Annotated in this window: 18 protein-coding genes; 17 read left to right on the top strand and 1 reads right to left on the bottom strand. The window is 47.2% G+C overall.

What is annotated here, in order from left to right; genetic code table 11:
* Window positions 1-210 precede the first annotated feature (210 nt).
* The 16 genes from BAZ21_RS08135 (at window position 211) to BAZ21_RS08210 (ending at window position 17,469) form a co-directional block, all read left to right on the top strand.
* Entirely contained in the window at window positions 211-1,179 is a 969-nt protein-coding gene (locus tag BAZ21_RS08135; protein ID WP_068498815.1) for a metal ABC transporter solute-binding protein, Zn/Mn family, read from the top strand.
* 14 nt (window positions 1,180-1,193) lie between these two features.
* Window positions 1,194-1,958 carry a metal ABC transporter ATP-binding protein gene (locus tag BAZ21_RS08140; RefSeq protein ID WP_068498817.1) on the top strand — a complete coding sequence of 255 codons (765 nt, stop codon included), beginning with the start codon at window positions 1,194-1,196 and terminating at the stop codon, window positions 1,956-1,958.
* A 5-nt stretch (window positions 1,959-1,963) separates the two neighbouring features.
* The gene (locus BAZ21_RS08145; RefSeq protein ID WP_068498819.1) at window positions 1,964-2,893 is read left to right on the top strand and encodes a metal ABC transporter permease; all 930 of its coding nucleotides are present in this window, start codon (window positions 1,964-1,966) and stop codon (window positions 2,891-2,893) included.
* Window positions 2,890-3,777, top strand: a complete 888-nt coding sequence (locus tag BAZ21_RS08150; protein WP_068498822.1) for a metal ABC transporter permease — start codon at window positions 2,890-2,892, stop codon at window positions 3,775-3,777. Before BAZ21_RS08145 ends, BAZ21_RS08150 begins: the two co-directional genes overlap by 4 nt.
* Before the next feature lie 222 nt (window positions 3,778-3,999).
* Window positions 4,000-6,327, top strand: coding sequence for a histidine kinase (locus BAZ21_RS08155; protein ID WP_068498825.1), 2,328 nt, complete (start codon window positions 4,000-4,002; stop codon window positions 6,325-6,327).
* Between the two features lie 191 nt (window positions 6,328-6,518).
* A complete protein-coding gene (locus BAZ21_RS28910) occupies window positions 6,519-6,659 on the top strand; it encodes a hypothetical protein (protein WP_176718121.1) in 141 nt (46 codons plus the stop codon).
* A 171-nt stretch (window positions 6,660-6,830) separates the two neighbouring features.
* A complete protein-coding gene (locus BAZ21_RS08165) occupies window positions 6,831-7,988 on the top strand; it encodes an AAA family ATPase (RefSeq protein ID WP_068498826.1) in 1,158 nt (385 codons plus the stop codon).
* 25 nt (window positions 7,989-8,013) lie between these two features.
* On the top strand, window positions 8,014-9,261 hold the full coding sequence (locus tag BAZ21_RS08170) for a CpaF family protein (RefSeq protein ID WP_068499041.1): 1,248 nt from the start codon (window positions 8,014-8,016) through the stop codon (window positions 9,259-9,261).
* The gene (locus BAZ21_RS08175; protein ID WP_068498829.1) at window positions 9,258-10,055 is read left to right on the top strand and encodes a type II secretion system F family protein; all 798 of its coding nucleotides are present in this window, start codon (window positions 9,258-9,260) and stop codon (window positions 10,053-10,055) included. Before BAZ21_RS08170 ends, BAZ21_RS08175 begins: the two co-directional genes overlap by 4 nt.
* 12 nt (window positions 10,056-10,067) lie before the next feature.
* The gene (locus BAZ21_RS08180; RefSeq protein ID WP_068498831.1) at window positions 10,068-10,946 is read left to right on the top strand and encodes a type II secretion system F family protein; all 879 of its coding nucleotides are present in this window, start codon (window positions 10,068-10,070) and stop codon (window positions 10,944-10,946) included.
* 13 nt (window positions 10,947-10,959) lie between these two features.
* Entirely contained in the window at window positions 10,960-11,151 is a 192-nt protein-coding gene (locus BAZ21_RS08185) for a Flp1 family type IVb pilin (protein ID WP_010349413.1), read from the top strand.
* Window positions 11,151-11,819 carry a TadE/TadG family type IV pilus assembly protein gene (locus BAZ21_RS08190; protein ID WP_068498833.1) on the top strand — a complete coding sequence of 223 codons (669 nt, stop codon included), beginning with the start codon at window positions 11,151-11,153 and terminating at the stop codon, window positions 11,817-11,819. Before BAZ21_RS08185 ends, BAZ21_RS08190 begins: the two co-directional genes overlap by 1 nt.
* A gap of 46 nt (window positions 11,820-11,865) precedes the next feature.
* The gene (locus BAZ21_RS08195; protein WP_068498835.1) at window positions 11,866-14,082 is read left to right on the top strand and encodes a DUF5702 domain-containing protein; all 2,217 of its coding nucleotides are present in this window, start codon (window positions 11,866-11,868) and stop codon (window positions 14,080-14,082) included.
* Window positions 14,051-15,031 carry a TadE/TadG family type IV pilus assembly protein gene (locus tag BAZ21_RS08200; RefSeq protein WP_068498837.1) on the top strand — a complete coding sequence of 327 codons (981 nt, stop codon included), beginning with the start codon at window positions 14,051-14,053 and terminating at the stop codon, window positions 15,029-15,031. The genes BAZ21_RS08195 and BAZ21_RS08200 overlap by 32 nt, the downstream gene beginning before the upstream one ends.
* Window positions 15,032-15,059: 28 nt before the next feature.
* On the top strand, window positions 15,060-15,572 hold the full coding sequence (locus BAZ21_RS08205; protein WP_068498840.1) for an A24 family peptidase: 513 nt from the start codon (window positions 15,060-15,062) through the stop codon (window positions 15,570-15,572).
* Between the two features lie 64 nt (window positions 15,573-15,636).
* Complete coding sequence (locus BAZ21_RS08210; protein WP_068498842.1) at window positions 15,637-17,469, top strand: DUF6382 domain-containing protein; 1,833 nt, start codon at window positions 15,637-15,639, stop codon at window positions 17,467-17,469.
* Window positions 17,470-17,690: 221 nt separating this feature from the next.
* Here BAZ21_RS08210 and BAZ21_RS08215 read toward each other — a convergent pair whose 3' ends face one another.
* Window positions 17,691-18,272: a TetR/AcrR family transcriptional regulator gene (locus BAZ21_RS08215; RefSeq protein WP_068498844.1), complete on the bottom strand. Its 582-nt coding sequence runs from the start codon at window positions 18,270-18,272 to the stop codon at window positions 17,691-17,693.
* Between the two features lie 208 nt (window positions 18,273-18,480).
* Between BAZ21_RS08215 and BAZ21_RS08220 the strand changes: the two genes are divergently transcribed.
* Window positions 18,481-19,155, top strand: coding sequence for a nitroreductase (locus tag BAZ21_RS08220; protein ID WP_068498846.1), 675 nt, complete (start codon window positions 18,481-18,483; stop codon window positions 19,153-19,155).
* The last annotated feature ends 215 nt before the right edge of the window (window positions 19,156-19,370 follow it).

Raw genomic sequence — 19,370 nt, forward strand, 5'->3', positions numbered from 1 at the left:
TTTACTTTAACAAATGGATGTCTTCTATATATTACACATTCAGAGAGCCAAAATCGAACGATAAAACAAAAGGAATAAGATTTATATTCTAAAAATGTTTCCTTAGGTAAAAATTTTAGTGTATACTCCAAAATATAGTCCTGATAAAAAATAATTGTCCACAGGAAATAGTTTGTCCCAAATACGAATAGTCGAAGGAGGTTTTAAAGTATGAACAAGCAGTTTAAGAAGGCTTTGCCGCGATGGGTAACGACGGTTGGAGTATTGTCACTAGTTTTGGTTCTCGCAACTGCATGTACTCAGGAGCAGAAGGAGCAGGGTACGGCGGGGGAGGCGGGACAAAAAATCAAGGCCACGACGACCATCGGCATGATTTCGGATATTGTCGGCAAGGTCGGTGGTGATCATGTGGAGGTTACGGGCATTATGAAATCAGGCGTTGACCCGCATTTGTACAAGGCTTCTCAGGGAGATATGCGCAAGCTGGATCAGGCCGACATTATTTTTTATAACGGGTTGCATTTGGAAGGAAAAATGCAGGACATTCTGGAGAAAATCGGCAAGCAAAAACCCGTCATACCTGTCTCCAAAAACATCGCTCAGGATCAGCTGCGTGCAGGGAGTCCGGAAATGGGGTCCGAGCATGATCCGCATATCTGGTTTAACGTACAAAACTGGATGTCTGCGGTAGAAACCATCAGAGACGAATTGTCGGCGCTTGATGCTGCGCATGCAGAGGATTATAAGGCTAACGCAGAAGCCTATTTGGCTGAGCTGCGCAGGCTGGATGATTACACAAGGGAGCAGATTGCCAGCATACCGGAAGCCCAGCGCGTGCTCGTCACGGCACATGATGCCTTCGGCTATTTCGGAGATGCTTACAATATTCAAGTAAAAGGACTCCAAGGCATGAGCACAGAGTCAGAAGCGGGCTCTCAAGATGTGACCAAGCTGCGTGATTATTTGGTGGAGCATAAAATCAAAGCCGTATTTGTAGAAACCAGCGTTCCGAGAAAGGCCATAGATGCAGTAATTCAGGGAGCCGCTCAGCAAGGTCATACGATAAGGATTGGCGGCGAGCTGTATTCAGATGCCATGGGCAAAGAAGGCACAGAAGAAGGCACATACATTGGAATGGTCAAGCATAACGTCAATACGATGGTTAAAGCGCTCAAATAAAGGAGGCAAAACATATGGGGCATTCACCGCTTGTGGTTCGCGATTTATCTGTAGCTTATCAAAAAAAGCCCGTTCTGTTCGATGTTTCCTTCGAGGTGCCGGAAGGCAAGCTGATTGGTATTATTGGCCCGAACGGGGCTGGTAAATCTACACTGATTAAGGCAGCGCTTGGACTGATTCCAAAGCTCAAAGGCGAGGTGCTGGTTTACGGCAAGCCCTACAAGCAGCAACTGCTCAAGGTTGGCTATGTACCGCAGCGAGAGTCGGTGGATTGGGATTTTCCGACGAACGCGCTGGATGTGGTTATGATGGGACGATATGGCAGACTGGGCTGGTTTAAACGACCGGGTGCCGCAGATCGTCAGGCAGCGATGGAGTGTCTGGACAAGGTAGGTATGAGCAAATATGCGGACAGGCAGATTAGTCAGCTGTCAGGCGGACAGCAGCAGCGTGTTTTTCTAGCCAGAGCACTCGCACAGGACGCTCAGCTTTATTTTATGGATGAACCGTTTGTTGGTGTGGACGCTGCAACCGAAAAAGCGATTGTATCATTGCTCAACGATCTGAAGCGGCAGGGGAAAACCGTACTTGTCGTTCATCATGATTTGTCTACAGTGACGGATTATTTTGATCAGGTCATGCTGTTGAATGGGCATTTGACGGCGTTTGGAGAGACGTCAGAGATTTTTACCGAGGAAAATCTGCAACGTACGTATGGTGGACGTCTGAGTATACTCAAAACAGGCTCGGATTCCGGCACAATACTCGGAGTGAGGTGAGGGGGATGACAAGCTTGGCTACGCTTTTGGCCGATCCGAATATGCAATGGATTTTGCTGGGCTGCATTTTGCTCGGTTTAAGCAGCGGCGTGATTGGCAGCTTTATGTATTTGCGCAAGCAGTCGCTTATGGGAGATGCCTTGGCACATGCAGCTTTGCCGGGGGTATGCGTGGCATTTATGATTACGGGTACGAAATCCGTGTTTGGATTTATGATTGGGGCTGCGATTGCAGGGATTGCTGCAACCTTTGCGATTAGTGCACTAATCCGGTATTCGCGAATCAAAAGTGATTCGGCGATTGCGGCGGTACTGTCTGTATTTTTTGGTTTCGGCATTATGCTGTTGACCGAAATTCAGCATAGTGGCGCGGGAAACCAAAGCGGATTGGATAAATTTTTATTTGGTCAGGCTGCGGCCATGGTATTGTCTGATGTTTATACGATGGCGGCAATCTCAGTGGTGCTGATCGGGATATGCATATTGTTCTTCAAAGAATTTAAGCTGCTTAGCTTTGACCCCGGATTTGCTCGCGGACTTGGTTTTCCAGCGGGGCTGCTGGATAAGCTGTTGATGCTGTTGATTGTCATTGCGGTGGTTGCCGGCATTCAGGCCGTGGGTGTCATTATGATGGCGGCCCTGTTGATTACCCCAGCGGTGTCAGCCAGATACTGGACAGAGAAGCTGGGGGTCATGGTGTGCCTATCAGGCCTGTTTGGCGCTATAGCGGGTCTTGGGGGGACACTCCTTAGCTCTCTGGGGCAAAATCTCCCCACAGGACCGTTATGCGTTCTGTGTGCGACGGTGGTGTTTGGTGTGAGCCTGATTTTTGCGCCGCAGCGCGGAATGATTTCCAAGGCTATCGTTCGGTTGAATGCCAGAAATAATCTGGAGCAGGCAGTCGGGACGCAGCCGGGAAAGGAGCGTGCCCTATGAGTTCATTTTATGTGATCTTGACGGGAATGTTAGTGGCAGGGGGATGTAGCATTGTTGGCTGCTTTCTCGTGCTTCGGAAAATGGCTATGATCGGCGACGCAATCAGCCATGCGGTGCTGCCGGGGATTGTTATTGCTTTTTTAATCAGCGGGTCCAGGGATTCGGTATGGATGATGTTTGGTGCGGCCGTGCTAGGTCTTCTAACGGTATACCTGATTCAACTGTTCCAGCAAAGCGGTTTGCAAAGTGATGCTGCTATTGGCGTAGTGTTTACGACACTGTTTGCCATCGGCGTTCTACTGGTCAGTGTGTTTGCTTCCAATGTTCATCTGGATATGGATCACGTACTGTATGGGGAGATTGCATATGTGCCGTGGAATACGCTAGAGATTGCTGGCGTTGATGTCGGTCCGAGGGCTGTATGGACTACAGGCGCGATGTTTTTAATCAACTTGCTCGTGGTATGGGGCTTTTTCAAGCAATTTAAAATCACTTCCTTTGATCCAGCATTGGCAGCTTCATTGGGCATTCCGGTTGTTTTTTTTCATTATCTGCTGATGAGTCTCGTATCGCTTACAACGGTGGCGTCATTTGAGAGCGTGGGGGCAATTCTGGTAGTTGGAATGCTTGTTGTACCGCCACTTACAGCTTACCTGCTGACGGAGAAATTGTCCCGTATGATCGTGTATAGCGTCGGATTTGGAGCTATCAGTTCGGTCGCAGGCTTCTACACGGCAAGTATACTGGATGCCTCTATTGCGGCATGTATGCTGTGTGTATCGGGAGTGCTGCTGCTTTTAGCTTTTCTCTTTTCTCCAACCCATGGTGTGGTTTGGCAAAAATGGCTTCAGCAGCGGGGAATGGTTGGCGAGGATAGCAAGTGATTCGATTCGCGGGAAGCATTATATACAAGTTTACCGAAAAAGCGTGCAAATGGGCAGAAAATGCCTGAATTCACGCTTTTTTGCGTGTATACTGTCTTGTGCGGATTTTTTCGGGGAAAGCCGTGGGACTCGTCTTGAATTGTCTGGAACACGGGAGTACATTCATTACAGCCAGACAAGAACGGACGCAATGAGCTGTCGCGTTGCGGGGAGGAACAAAAGATGGAGAGCTTCAAACGCAAATCACCCGAGGAAATACTGGAATCCATTAACAAACTGCACCGGGGCAGACTCAAAATTTATATCGGTGCAGTCAGCGGTTCGGGCAAAACGTATCATATGCTTCAGGAAGGACAATCGCTTCAGCATGAAGGGATTGATGTTGTGATTTGTGCGGTCTCGACCATGCAGCGGCGTGAAACCGTGGAGCAGGTCGGCACGCTGGAGCGAGTGCCCAGTATTCATTGGATGCAGGACGGTGTGGAGCAAAAAGATTTGAATGTGGAAGCTTTGGTGGAACGCAATCCCGAGGTGGTGCTGGTAGATCATTTGGCACATCGTAACCGGGTAGGGGCCCGATTTCCAAGCCGGCTGGAGGATATTCAATATTTGCTGGAACTGGGGATTAGCGTCATTACGACGGTCAATGTCTATGAACTTGAAGGGATTACGGAGTGGGTTTATCAGCTGACGGGAATTGAAGCGGCATCCACGGTCCCGGTCGATACGCTGGAGCTGGCGGATGAAATCCGTCTGATTGATGTTACACCGGAGACGGTTTTGGAACGGCTGGCGAAAGGCTACATGCATGCGCCCAATCCTGAAATGTTCCACCGGGGAAATCTGGGTAAGCTGCGCGAGCTGGCTCTGCGATTAGTGGCAGAGGATGTGAACGATTCGCTGGAACGGCATCGGGAGGAATTAGGCTTGCACGGGGCGTCAGGAGCCGCCGAGCGTATTTTGGTGCCTGTCCAATATCATTGGAACGGGTCTATTTATGTTCGCAGAGGAGAGCAGGTCGCCAAGCGGTTGGGTGGAGATATGCTGGTGGTCTCCTTTGTCAGCCCGAAGCACAAGCTGTCCAAGGAATCAGCGGCCTTTAAGCGCTCCATTGTGCAGTTGGCTGACAAGATAGGATCGGCATTTGAAGAGATCCCGCTTTTTTCCCGCAGAAGGTTGCCTCGTCAGCTTATTCATTATGCGGTGGCGCATAATGTTACCCGGATCGTCATGGGACATTCTCGGCAGACCCGATGGCAGGAACTGGTTAGGGGATCGCTGGTGAACGGAATTATAAAACGGATGAAAAATATGGACCTGCTGTTGATAGCGGATCGAGCCGAGCAGGAAGGTGAACGGATTTTGCCAACGATGAGACAGGAGGAAGGAGATAATGATCCCTATCACCGCTTGAGCGATGAGGAGGCACAGGCTGAGGCAGCTAAAATTCGGCGCGGCAAGCTCAAGGTATATATTGGCGCTGCACCAGGGGTCGGCAAAACATACACGATGCTGAGAGAGGGCAATGATTTGCTGGAGAGTGGAATTGATGTTGTGATCGGCTTGCTGGAAACGCATGGAAGAGCGGAAACTTTGGCACAAGTAGGCTCTCTGGATATGATTTCCCGTCAGCCCATCGAGCGTCATGGTGTACATTTGGAAGAAATGGATACTGAATCCATTCTCAGGCGCAATCCTGAGGTAGTGCTTATCGACGAGCTGGCGCACACCAACGTTCCCGGCAGTCCGAGATCCAAGCGTTATGAGGATGTATTGGCTATTTTGGATCAAGGTATTTCTGTCATATCCACAATGAATGTACAGCACCTGGAAAGCTTGAATGACGCGGTAGAACAAATTACCGGCATTCGGGTGAGAGAGACTGTCCCCGATCACATGATGCGTCTGGCTGATGAGGTACAGCTTGTGGATGTGGCTCCCAAATCGTTGCAGCAGCGGATGCGTGATGGCAAAATATACGATCCTGCCAAGGTGGAACAGGCGCTTAGCCACTTTTTTAAATTAGGTAATCTGATTGCGCTGCGTGAGCTGGCTCTGCGGGAATTGGCAGATGATGTGGATGAGCGGCTGGAATCGTGGGATCGTCACGGATCGCTTCGGGGACCGTGGCGCAGGAAGGAAGTAATCTTCGTAGGCGTCACGCTAAGCGAAAATGCTGAAAGGCTGATTCGTCGTGGTTTTCGTATCGCTTTTCGTCTGAAGGCCGTGTGGATTGTGACTTACGTTCATGTCGGTGAGCGTATACCCGAGAGGCTGAGCCCTCGTCTGGAACAGCTAAAGATGTTGACCCACCGATTGGGAGGAACCTTTGAAATTCGCTTTGTTTCCAGCCGGCGGGAGATTTCTGATATTTTGATTGCTCCGGTGGAAGGATGTACGGGTACGCAGCTAATCGTGGGGCAGTCTTCCCGAAGTAAATGTTGGGGAAAGATTGCGGTCGTTCCAAGAATTCTCCGTCAAGCGCGTCATATGGATGTTCTAATTGTGGCGGACTATGATCCGGATATCAAGCTGGAGGAGGATGAATAGATCGCCCAATCTATTCATAAATAGTCGTATGATGGTTTCCGGTTGTTCAATGCTTCCATAGTATATTCTATCTCAAAGAAATGGAGGCGAATTAAAAATGTTTAGACATTGTCATTTTCGTAAGCCAAAAAAACGCGTTACTAAGAAGATTATTAAGGTGACAGTCATTAAATTCAGACCTAAATTTAAACATGAAGACTTTGAGAAAAAACATCATCATCATCGGAAACATCGTCATCATCGTCATCATGAATGTCATCGTCGTCACCACAAATTCTGGTAAGATAAAGGTAGCGGGAGGCGGGGATTATATCCCTGCCTTTTGCTCCTAATAGAATTTGGAATCATATTTTCATAAAAAATACTTGCTCTAAAATAAGCGCTATGCTATTCTAGCAATAAATAGTTTGCACGTGACGGAAGCACCGTTCACCAACCGTATGTAATTACGGTTTGATGAACGGTGCTTTTTTGCGTTGTTATGTTGGAAAGGGATGAATGTCATGATTCCGGTAAAAGTGGTATTGGCTGTAGCAGACCGGGAATATATTGAGCCGCTGCTGAATTATGTACACGGAAGCGAGTACGCCAGAAGGCTGAGGATAACGGCATTTTCGCAGCCGGAAGCATTTCGTCAATACATGATGGAAACGAACGGAATGAAAAGACCGGATATCGTGGTGGGTGAAGCAGCTTTTTTGAGTCTGTGGACGGGTCGGGAAGCTGCCGATATTCCTTGTTTGGTATTACATGAGGGTGAAGAAGTAAGCCAATACGGACAAGCGTTATTGAAATACCAGCCTTTATCCGAGCTGGTAGGTTCTATTTTGGAAATGACAAGACAGCGGTCGAGCAGTCGACAAGGTGTAAACAGCCGGGAAGGCGGAATCATTATCGGCATGATGGCGGCTTCCGGCGGGTTGGGCAAGACAACAGCTGCGCTCAATATGTCCAAGCAGCTGGGGAATGAGGGGTATTCCGTATTTTATTTGAATCTGGAAACGGTGGATTCAAGCTCGTTGTTCACGGGTTCAGGCAGTTCTAACCGTACAGAAGGAGAAGGGCTGTCCAGGCTGCTATATGACCTCAAGGCGACGGAGAGTGACAGCATTCCCTCTTCCGTAGCTTCCTATTGTGTGCACCGCCCTGAAATTCAAGCCGATACTTTTCAGCCTGTCTACAATCGCAAGGAGCTAACAGACATGACCTGTGATGAAGCAGTGCAGCTAATTCGGACGATTGCCGAGAGCGGACAATATGATGTAGTGATCGTAGATAGCGAATCCGAAAATGGTGACCGGGCTCAAGCTGTGCTTGAAGCCAGTCATAAGCTGATCTGGCTGCTGGCTGACGATTTAATGAGCATGCATAAGTGCGGCCTGTGGCTGGATGTTCTGGAGTTAACACAGCACGAAGGGCTTGAAGCCATGCTGTCCAAAACGAGCTTTGTGGTGAACCGTTATATGGGAACTATGATCAATTCGTTACCTCGAGACTTTATGGAGCTAGACGGAGCGCTGCCGTATATTCCTTCATGGAAACAGATGCAGCATCGTGAATTGCTGCTTAGTTCACCGATTTATCAGCGGGAAATCCGCCATCTGTGTCGTGAGCTGCTGAATGTGGAGAGTGCAGCACAGTCGCCCGCCGCTTGGTCCTAAAAGGGGGGTAAAGGGGCTGATGAGCATAAATGAGAAGCATTTTAAGGCACTGCGAGCGGATATCCGAAGCGGGCTGGATGTGACGTCTTCGGTAGACGATGCGGATTTGGTCCGGCATATTGAAAATCGAATTTTACACGATACAGAGCTGACAGGCTTAACTTCCCGAGAGAAGCATGCACTTGTCCGAAAAATTTTTCATTCGTTCCGTGGGCTGGATGTGCTCCAGCCATTGATCGATGACCCGACAGTTACGGAAATTATGATCAACAGTCACCGGGAAATTTTTGTGGAGCGGGCAGGTGAGGTGATTCAGGTGCCCGATCAATTCGAGTCCCGAGAGCGACTGGAGGATCTGATCCAGACGATTGTAGCCGGGGTGAACCGAATTGTGAATGAGGCTTCGCCGATTGTGGATGCCCGTTTAAAGGATGGGTCACGCGTCAATATTGTGCTGCCGCCAGTCGCCCTCAAGGGGCCAACAATGACAATACGGAAGTTTCCCAAGCGTCCCATGACAATGGAGGACTTGATACGAATAGGCGCGCTGGATGAGGAAGCCGCTGCAATGCTCAAGGACTTGGTACGCAGCAAATACAATATTTTTATAAGCGGAGGAACGGGTTCAGGGAAAACTACCTTTCTGAACGCATTATCCCAGTTTATCCCACCGTCCGAACGGATTATTACGATTGAAGATTCGGCAGAGCTGCAAATTGTGACCGTCCCTAATCTCGTTTCCATGGAAACACGGAACGCGAACACCGAGGGCAAGGGGGAAATTACGATTCGTGATCTGATTCGTTCCTCCCTGCGTATGCGACCCAACCGGATTGTAGTAGGTGAGGTCAGGGGGAGTGAAGCGTTGGATATGCTGCAAGCGATGAACACAGGACATGATGGATCGTTGTCCACCGGCCACGCGAATAATATCCGTGACATGGTCAGCAGACTGGAGACGATGGTGCTTGGCGGGGCCGATCTTCCGCTGGGTGTAGTTCGGCAGCAGATCAGCTCGGCCATTGATATATTCGTGCATCTGTCACGGCTGCGTGACAAATCCAGACGGGTACTGGAAATTAGCGAAGTCATTGGCTTTGAAAATGGTCAGGTGACGCTTAATCCGCTCTATCGCTTTCAGGAGCGCGGAGAAAGTAACGGGAGAATCATAGGGGCGCTGGAACGCTGTGGTGAAGGTCTGCATCATACGTTAAAGCTGCAAATGGCCGGAATAAAGCCGGAAAGCTGGCACAGGGGGGAAGCAACGGTATGAAAACAGGAAAAGTAGATGTGAAGCCGGAGCAAGCATCCCGTCAGGCCCCTTCTCTGCCTGATTATACGGTATATACATTAACGACAATGCAAAAAAGTATGTGCATTCTCTTCAGTGGCGTGCTATTCGCAATGATCGGCTATCTATTTTATCACCAATGGATTTTATCGTTGCTGTGTGCTGCCGGAGCTCTGGCAATGCCCCGTTATTACAGGCAATTTTTGCTGCAACGACGCAGGTCTGCTCTGAGCATCCAATTCAAACAGGCTTTATATTCACTCTCGTCTTCTCTTTCGGCGGGGAGGTCGGTAGAGAATGGTTTTCGCGAGGCTGTGGAGGATTTGCGTTTGCTTAGTCCGGATGGAGACCACGATCTGATTTTTGAATTTAACATTATTACAGCCTGTCTCGAAATCGGACAGCCTGTGGAGACTGCTTTGCAGGATTTGGCCCGTCGGGCTCAGATGGAGGATATTACGAATTTTGCAGATGTATTTGCGGCCTGCAAGCGAACCGGAGGTGATCTGGTGGAGGTCGTACGAAGAACTTCAAGTGTCATAGGGGAGAAGCTGGAAATTCAACAAGAAATCAGTGTGATGATTGCGCAAAAACGTTTTGAATCAAGAGTTATGTTTGCTGCTCCTTTTTTGTTTGTATTGTTTATGACAATGACTGCAGGAGACTACATGATGCCTTTATACAGCGGTACAGGAATGATTCTGTCCACCCTTTGTCTGCTGGTGCTTGGGGGCTGTCTCGTGTGGATCAACCACATTATGAAGATTGAAGTATAAGGAGTGCTAGATATGGTGATGTTGGTCTGTCTGGTCATACTGGTTCTGCAAGTGGGAGGTTGGGTGGTGCTGAACCGGATGCATGATGCTCAGTATGCACATTTTCGCTGTATGAAGCTGGAAGGACTGCGGCTGCACAGATTTTCGGTTCCTTTTGTACACCTAATTCATGTTTCGCGCGTCACTCAAAGGCTGCCTGTGCTGATGTTCAAGCTCCAGCGTTCGGTGCAAAAGCTGTATGGTATGCGGAACAGCGGAGAAAAAACGATGCTTTTTCTGGCAGAAATGCTCTGCTACGGATATATGATGGTCGCTGGTGGAGCTTTAATATCGCTGATCATGGACGGAGATGCAACCGGGCTGGTGCTTGGTTTGGGACTGGGTGTTCTGGTTCCAGTCGCGCTGACCAAGGATTTGCATGGGAAAGTACAGCAACGGGATCAGCAAATTCTATTGGAATTGCCTGAACTGTTGAGTAAAATGATGCTTTTGGTTGGTGCAGGCGAGACGGTACAACGGGCATTGCTTCATTGTGTGGAGCGTAAAGGGGCGGATACGGTACATCCGTTGTATCGGGAATTGCGGCAGACCGTGGGGGAATGGGAAAGCGGATATTCCTTTCAACAGGCATTTGAGCATTTAAGCAAACGCTGCGGTATTCAGGAAGTGACGGTATTTACGACAACGGTATTGCTGAATATGCGACGTGGCGGGAGTGATTTCGTGATGGCGTTACGTGAGCTGTCCCAGACGTTATGGGGCAAGCGGACTTCGATTAGCCGGACAAGAGGGGAGCAGGCTTCATCCAAGCTGGTATTCCCGATGGCGCTGATTTTGCTGACGGTTATTGTGCTGGTGGGTGCTCCCGCTTTAATGATGATGAATATGTAGGAGGAATGAAACGATGTTGACATTAGCAACAAGCGGTATCCGTAAATTGTACAAGGAGGAGGACGGTCTGGGTACGTTGGAAATGATTCTGATCATTGCAATTCTGATTGCAGTGGCCATTATTTTCAAGGATCAGATTAAGAAGATTGTAGAAGGTTTGCTGAAAAAGGCGGATAAAAAAAGTAACGATTTTATGGATTCATAATGCTGCGCACATTGGCACAAAAAGAGGACGGGAGCTTCTCATTAGAAGCGTCCCTCGTCTTTCCCGTTCTGCTGCTGGTTATTTTTGTGATGTTATTTTTCTGCCTGTACATATATCAAAAATCTATATTGGTGCAGGTCGCTTCTACCGCTTCGGAAAGAGCTGCCTACAGTTGGGATAACAGCTTCAGGGACCCGCGTACAGGAGCTTTTGCGCAAGGACAACGGGATTCGCTTTATTGGCGTTTGAAGGATGATGTCATGCTGGGCGCTTTGTTTGGCTGGGCCGGAGCTAATCATCTGGAAAGTGTACAGGTGCCTGACGGCAGCGTGGCAGGCTCATTGCCCGTTCAAAAGCTGTCCAATGCCGAAAGCAGAATGCCTGCGGGGATGCAGGGACAGATGACATATGAGAACAGTCTGATTCACCGCAAGGTGACAACGGAGCTGAATAAGATCGTGAAAGTGCCTTTGTTGAATCAGTTTCTGGACCAGACGGATTTACAAGGGAAAATGAGCTCGGGTGTGGTTGAGCCTGTGGAATGGATCCGTACGGTGGAACTGGTCCGGTATTACGGTGCGAAGTTTATGGGCAGAGGCTCAGGCGAAAAGGTAGATCCGGCAGGCGTGGGACAAGTGTTGATGCAATATGGCCAGAACGGTAAGTAAGGAATGGTGGGTAAGGAACGGGAATGGACTGGAAAGGAGGAAGCGGGTGTTTGGAAAGGGACGTAATAAAAAGGATAGCGAGTTAGGTGCTGTCACGGTCTTCTTGATTTTGATTTTGGCGGTCATGTTCGGCTTTATTGCTGTCTTTATTGATTATGCGAGAATTGCTGCCCTCCATGTGCAAACCGAACGTCTGACTCATGCGGCAGTTCGTTCCGTGATGTCTGCTTATGATCCGGTATTGCAACAGGAGTACGGTCTGTTTGCTTATGGTGAAAGCGACGGACAACAAATCATGGTCAAAGTACTGAATGACAGCGCCAAGCGTACAGCACGTGCGGAAACGCTGCCGCTTATGAATACGAAGCTGGATTCGAGTTCTCTGCAAATGGAAAGAGAGCTTGGTAAATATCCCATATTTAATGAGCAGATACGTGAAGAGATGAAGTATAAAGCGCCAGTCGATTTTACGTTTGAAGTGCTCGAAAAGCTGAAGCCGCTCTCTCAAAATATGAAGGAGGCTTCTCATACGGTTGATTTGCTGAAACGGCTGCAAAAGCTGTATGACCAACGCGATACCAAGCTGGATGACATGCTGGCGAAGCAGCGTGAGGCTGGGGCTCGTATGGAAGAGGTTCGCAAACGGATTATGAAGCAGCAGGGCGTATATATACCCAATCAGTATATTTGGGACCCGCTCGAGGTTGTAGCCGATATTGCTGCACAATATAAGCATTACGTGCATGTATATGAGGATAATCAGAAAAGCGTGGATGACGTTAAAATCATGCAGATAGAGAAATATTCAAGAAGGGCGAGATCAGCGCTTGACCGCCTTCGTCAGGCCATGGTTCAGGCTGGAGAAGAGCATGATAAACTGCTTCTGGAAGCCAAAGAGCCGTTAAATGAGGCTCGGCAGATTAATGAAGAGATGCGCAAAGTCATTGCGCAGTATAAGCAGAGAGCGGCTAATGCAGGCTACGATGAGGTTTCTGCTGCACCTACTCCCAGCGGAGGAGGCTCCAACGCCGATCCCTCAGTAGGAAGCGCCCGGCAAAAGGCGGAGGATCTGTTGATTCCCGATAAGGAATTTGAGCAATGGGAAGTAGAAATCGAAAAGCAACGAATTGCTATAAATACGGTTAACAACAGACTAACGGGAATGATGCGCACGTTATCCTTTTATACAGATCCATTTCTGAATGCAGATATGCTCAAGCAGGAAGTCGCCTCAGCGCTCAAGGAGATGGACAAATACTTGAATGCGTATGTCTGGTCGGGAGCCGTCAATGTACTCGACAGCGAAGCCAGAATACTGGACACGCGACGAGGACCTGACAAAGAACGCAAGAAAATGGAAAAAGAGGCGAAAAACAAGCTCAAGCAAGCTTATCGGATCATTGAGGTACTTTCCAAAGGTAAACAAAGTGCAGAACAGTTCCAAAAGCTGGAGCAGTATTACAGTGAAAGTATTGCATTTAATCAGTCTACATCCGGTTCATCTGTAACCGCTGATTTATCCTATGACACCTATGATGCAGCGGGGGCCTCCATGGATAGTATGGATGGTTTGTATGGGGCTGCATCCGGTTTGCTGACTCAACTGGGGGATGAATTTTACCAGAACGAATATGCGCTTTCTTACTTTCATCATGTGGATTTTAGCCGATTTGGCAGTTTGGCTGGATCAGGTGCAAATGTGGGTAATGCAGCGCAGGTTTTGGGAGATCAGCTGGAGGTGAGTAATCAGGAGGTTGAGTACATCCTGTACGGGTTCCATAATCCAACGGGTAATCTGGCATCCGCTTATGGTGAAATTTTCGCTATGAGACTTGCCATACGTACGATGGAGGGACTAGTCAAAAATAGCTCAAAGGGAAATCCATTGGTCGTTTTGGCGGCGGCTTTGTTATATGGGGTAGAAAAGGCGATTGAAGATATGATTATGCTGGCGCAAAAGGGGTATGTGCCTTTATCTGATTTTCTGAAATTTCGAATGACGTACAAGGATCATTTGCGATTGTTTCTGATGCTTCATAGCAATAATGAACGAAAGATGTCCCGTATGCTTGCTCTGATCCGCCTGAATACAGATGTCAATCCTGCTGAGCGGCAAACGTATGCAGAGGGTGAGGTCAAGAACGGGATGCGGCTGTGGTTTTTACCTGGGGTAATGAGGATGCTCGGAACTGCCTCTAAGGAAGGCGAGAGTATTAAGGGAAGTGTGTACTATGTTACGAAAACAGCGCATTTTTCCTATTAATCGGGATCTACAGTGGATCTGTGGGCAGAAGCGGTGTGAACAAGGAAGCATTGTTTTAGAAGCGTCGCTGGTGTTGCCGTTGTTTCTGTTCTTTATTATTTTTCTCATTTATATGGTTCAGATGACGCTGGTGTCCACGGCATTGCAGACCACCGCTTCAGAAGCGGTTAAGCAGGTTTCCGCTAAAATCTACCCGGTGTCTCTGGCGGTAGATGCGGCGTCTACGAAAATAGATGCAGTCCGCGAACCGCTGGATGAATTGCCCAAGTTATCTGTGAGTGAATATGCAAGCAAATTCGCTGAGCAGTTGCCGCCTCCGATTGGCGATTGGGTAGAAAGCGCTGTGCAAGGTGGTCAAAAGCCGATGGAGGAGCTGCGGGGGCGTTTGACGGAGGCAGCACTTGATCCTGTTCTGAAGCCGATGCTAAAGCCTTTTATAGAGGAAAGTGTTCTGGAGTATGACCGTATTCATGTAACGAGTGTACATGTGCCTTCTCTTACAGGAACCAAGGACCCTTATTTTAGAGTAGAGCTGTCTTATGAACTGCCGATGAAGGTCCCATTTCTGTATCGCAGCATTGTGCTTCAGGCAGCGGCAGAGGAGCGCCTTTGGATCGGCGACACAGGAGAGGGGACAGGTACAGGAGATGCTGCAGATGATAAGGATGAACAGCATTCCATACAGTTGCTTGTCAAGCCAGAGCCTGCCGTGAAGGGTGTGTACAATTTGATTAGAGCCAGGATTGAACCCGGAACGAGTGCTAATCTTTCTGTATTTTACAAGTCGGGTCAAAGCACGGCTCAGCATTTGGGCTGGACCTCTGCTAATGCGGAGGGAATGATTGAATGGAATTGGTTTGTGGGAACAAATACGACACCCGGTCAATGGAGTTTTGTGATTGAAACAGAGGATGGACAGCGTATCAAGGTTCCATTTTCCGTGGAGTAGACAATAGATGGGGAGGGGGGAGGTCACATTGACATGGATGTATATTGTATGTGGAGTTTTACTGGCGATTGCGCTGGTCACCGATTTACGGAGTATGAAAATTCCTAATAAGCTTACGCTGCCCGGTATGGTGGCAGGTTTGCTGTTCAATACGATATTTGAAGGCTGGCATGGTTTTGTATTTGCTGCTGCTGGACTTGGTACCGGATTTGGCCTCATGCTGATTTTATACTGGATAGGAGCTGTAGGTGCAGGAGATGTGAAGCTATTTGGCCTAATTGGAGCCTGGACAGGTGCTGCTTTTGCGTGGCAATCAGCTCTATATTCCATTTTTTTTGCAGGTATTATTGGTATCGGAATCTTGCTATGGCGTAGGGAAACCATTATGAGACTACGGCGTGTAGCTTTTAATTTGGGGGGATTTTTTCTGTTTCGCAGCGGCAAGGCGCTGACCAGCGGGAGAGAAGCGCATCTCAGGTTTCCATTTATGACCGCAGTCATTCCGGGAGCGATCAGTGCTTATCTTTACTTTTTGCCATGACATGCCCGCCTGGATAGATCATGCTGCCTTATGGAGATCGGGAAAATGCTAAGGAGGTCATGAATTGTTTGGTTTAAGCAGGGATTTTGCCCGGAACAGCGGGACATTTATGATTTTGAACAAGGAAGGCGGACTCAAGACTGATGATTTAAATTCCGTGCAAACCGGAATGATGACTGGCAATCGGATTCCCGGTCTTCTGGAACTAAGAATAAAGGAAGTCGATTTTCAGGTTGAGTTGCACTACGATATTTCAGGTCAACGCATGCTTTCCCAGGTATGGAAGGGCGGGGGAATTTCGACTTCTGAGTTTTATCGGATTCTTTTTGAAGTGGCGGACGCCCTCCATCGTAGCCCTCAATATATGCTTGATATAAGGCAGTTTATTTTGCATGAGGATTACATTTTTATAGATGGTTCAGGTTCAAGAAAAGCTGCCAATTTAACCTATGTTCCTTTACAGGCTGTATTGTATGAAGGACAAGCAGGCAGTCAATTTAAGCAGATGGTTATTCGTTTGATGACTCGTGTGGCTCACTTTCAGGGAGAAAATATGCAGTGCATACTTGAGCTATGTGATAGAAATGAGTTTGAATTACGATCGTTGAAGGAGCTGCTTTTGCAAGGGATGGCGGCTAGTGCAAAGTTCGTCAGCGCCCCAGGTCAAGGGATAGAAGAAGGGATAGAAGAAGGTCATAATAATAGGAACGCCTTTATCCCAAATATGCCTCAAGGAAAGCGTGATGAATTGTCCTCATTGCGCCATCATTCAGAACGTGGTGGAGTGTATGGGCAAGGGAATCGGGAGACACTGCAGGAAATACAGGAGCTTAAACGGATCAAGCCGCTCAAGTCGCCCGTGAAACTACAGGAGAATGACGAAGTAGATGTAGAAATAGAAGAAACGGAGCCTGCGTTGCAGAAGTATAAAACGTACATTGCTCTCGGGTGTTTGCTCGCTTCGGCCATCGTGTGGCGCTACGTTTATCTGGATCATTCTGAGACCGTTCCGTTGATCATTTCCGTTGTACTGACTGTAGTATTTGCTATAGTCGCTTATATAAGCTGGACGGGAAAATGGGGGCGCAAGGGCGCTTCGCCTCATATCTACACTGATTCAGTACCTGTATTGGATTCGGAATGGCTTGGCGCTGCTTCTCCTGTACAGCGGAAAAATGATCGTTATCAGGTTGATAAGCTGACCGGATTCGTAGCGGGTCGTCAGAATAAGGATAAACGCTCTTCCAATTCAAGCGATCAAGGACAGGAAAGCTGGCGATTGTCTTTTCCTGACCCGGAGTCTGAAAATATGGGTAGCCGGGATGCGGGAGAAAGAGGTGCAGCTTCTGCACGTCACGACTTGCACGAGCCGCAGGGGATAGGTGCGGATCGGAGAAATGATTTGGAGGCCAGTGATACCAGTGAGGCATATTATAAGTCACTGTCTGGTGTGACGGAGCTGCTACATGCTACATCCAGGCAAGAAACGGTGTTGCTTCGTGCGGATCAAGAGACACATATTCCACACGTTCAGCAATCGCCGATTGCCTGTCTGGAGCGCAAGGCACCGGGAAGTGGAGCGACCGAGCGCATCCAATTGGACCAATTTGTTGCAGGCAGTTTCTTCATCGGAAGAGAGCCCCAATTGGCCCAGTTTGTAGAGCATACGGAAGGAGCATCCCGCTCTCATATTGAGCTTTGTATAGATGCAGGAGGGCAAGGCCACATCGTCAAGGATTTGTCCTCGACGAACGGAACAGTTCTGAATGGAGAGGCGATGGTGCCATACAAGGAGTATGCAATGAAGGACGGGGACACTTTTAAAATTGCCGGTGTATCCTATACTTATCGGCTGGACTCTCTTAAATCTTCCAGCGCTTCCTTAGGTGAAGGGTAGTTTATTATGTGTGCATAGTAGAAAAAGAAGCCCGTTTAATGTAGGAATATACTAAAAAAGTGGTGAATCTCGTTTTGTAAGGTTGCTCCCTCCAAAAGAAGACATCAACCCTTAGGGGAAGATGTCTTCTTTTCGCTGTATTTATCTCCTAGGTTTTTGCTTTTTTCAATCCATAACAGATCCCTAGTGTTTTGGAATTTGAAAAAGAAGGACGATCATAGTCATCCTTTTAAATCATTTATTTCTGTCACCATAAAAGGTAAGGCTTTTTTTATATATTGCTCTGCTGAAAGAGAACTATTATTTTGCCAATCTACAGACGCTCCGTAAATTCCCCAACTCAACATAGCAGCACCAATTTTTAAGGCTTCCGAATCCAACTCAGGTTGTTGTTTTAAAAGTAAAGAATAAAATAATTTTTCCAGTTCTTTTTTTACTTTTTGTTCAAGTATTGAACTAAAGGATTCAATACTTCTTCTACATTGTGAGCTTAATTCTGTGGATTTTTCTGTATGAAACTCAGTTAATGTTAAAAAGATTTTCACAATAGTCTCTTCATTTAAATCGTGATGATTCAAATTGTTTACAATGCGCTCTAATATATCTTCTGTAAAGACCACATCTACTAAATCGTATTTGTCAATAAAATGAGAATAAAAAGTGGCACGATTAACAGTTGCTTCCTCCGTAATATCTTTTATTGTAATGTCTTTGAAATCCTTTTTTTGACCTATTTTTATAAAAGATTCTATTAATAATTTTTTTGTCCGTTTAATACGTGGATCTACTTTCATATCATCCATATTATCCCTCTCTTTTCTATAACATAGGCAACATTTAAATTGGTTTGTTGTTTAAGCAATAAAACACCAAAGCTGATGATTGAGAATAAGTGGATTCTACTTTAACATCAACTATACAATATTTGTTGTTTAAATAAAATATGTTGCTAAACAACGAATGTCGTTTTAATAATTTTTACAAAATTTATGATAAAAGGAGAGGTTTGGGTTGATTGATTATTCTTTTCAAGAAGTTATACGCAGTCGGCAGTCTATACGTCAATTTCTTTCTACACCAATTGAAGAGAAAGTCCTTCGCGAGATTCTCGAGGATGCTCAGTATACCCCATCAAATTGCAATACACAGCCTTGGGATGTTCATATCGTTTCAGGTGCAAAGAAAGAGGAACTTAGCAGGGCCTTGATGCCGGCGTTTGAAAAAGGGACATTCGTAAGTGATTTTACTTTTGATATGAAAGAATACTATGGTCGTTATTCTGAACGACAAAAAGAACAAGCCAAAACATACTATGAGGCAGTGGGCATAGCTCGTGAGGATCATGAAGGCCGTTTTAAAACAGTGTTACGCAATTTTGAATTTTACGGTGCACCGCATGTTGCGTTCCTATTCATGCCTTCCTTTGGAGATAATGTGCGTGTCGCATCTGATATTGGCATGTATGCCCAGTCGTTCCTTCTGTCGCTGGCTGCGCGTGGGATTAGTAGTGTCCCTCAGACAGTATTGGGCATGACCGCTGACACGGTACGCCAAGTATTGGGTGTATCCGATGATCTGAAGTTATTGTTTGGAATTTCCTTTGGTTATCCAGATAAAGAAGCTAGAGCAAACAGTTTTCGCATAGGCCGTGACCCAATCGAATCTAATGTGACCTTTCACGACTAATCTAACGAGAGAGGACGTAATCCATTCGGGTAACGTCCTTTTAATTTGTGAATTTGTGGAGAGTGGTAGTGCTCTCCTTGCCCATATCAATTGATAGAAAAGAATTTATTACACAGGGACACACTGTACCTTTGACTGGTGAACAGAAGACGGTGGAGGAGTAGAGAAGTTCAGAAAGTCATTAAAATGTTAACGATAGGAGGAGAATCATTCGG

The organism is Paenibacillus kribbensis (assembly GCF_001705305.1).
In the GTDB taxonomy this organism is placed as follows: domain Bacteria; phylum Bacillota; class Bacilli; order Paenibacillales; family Paenibacillaceae; genus Paenibacillus; species Paenibacillus kribbensis_B.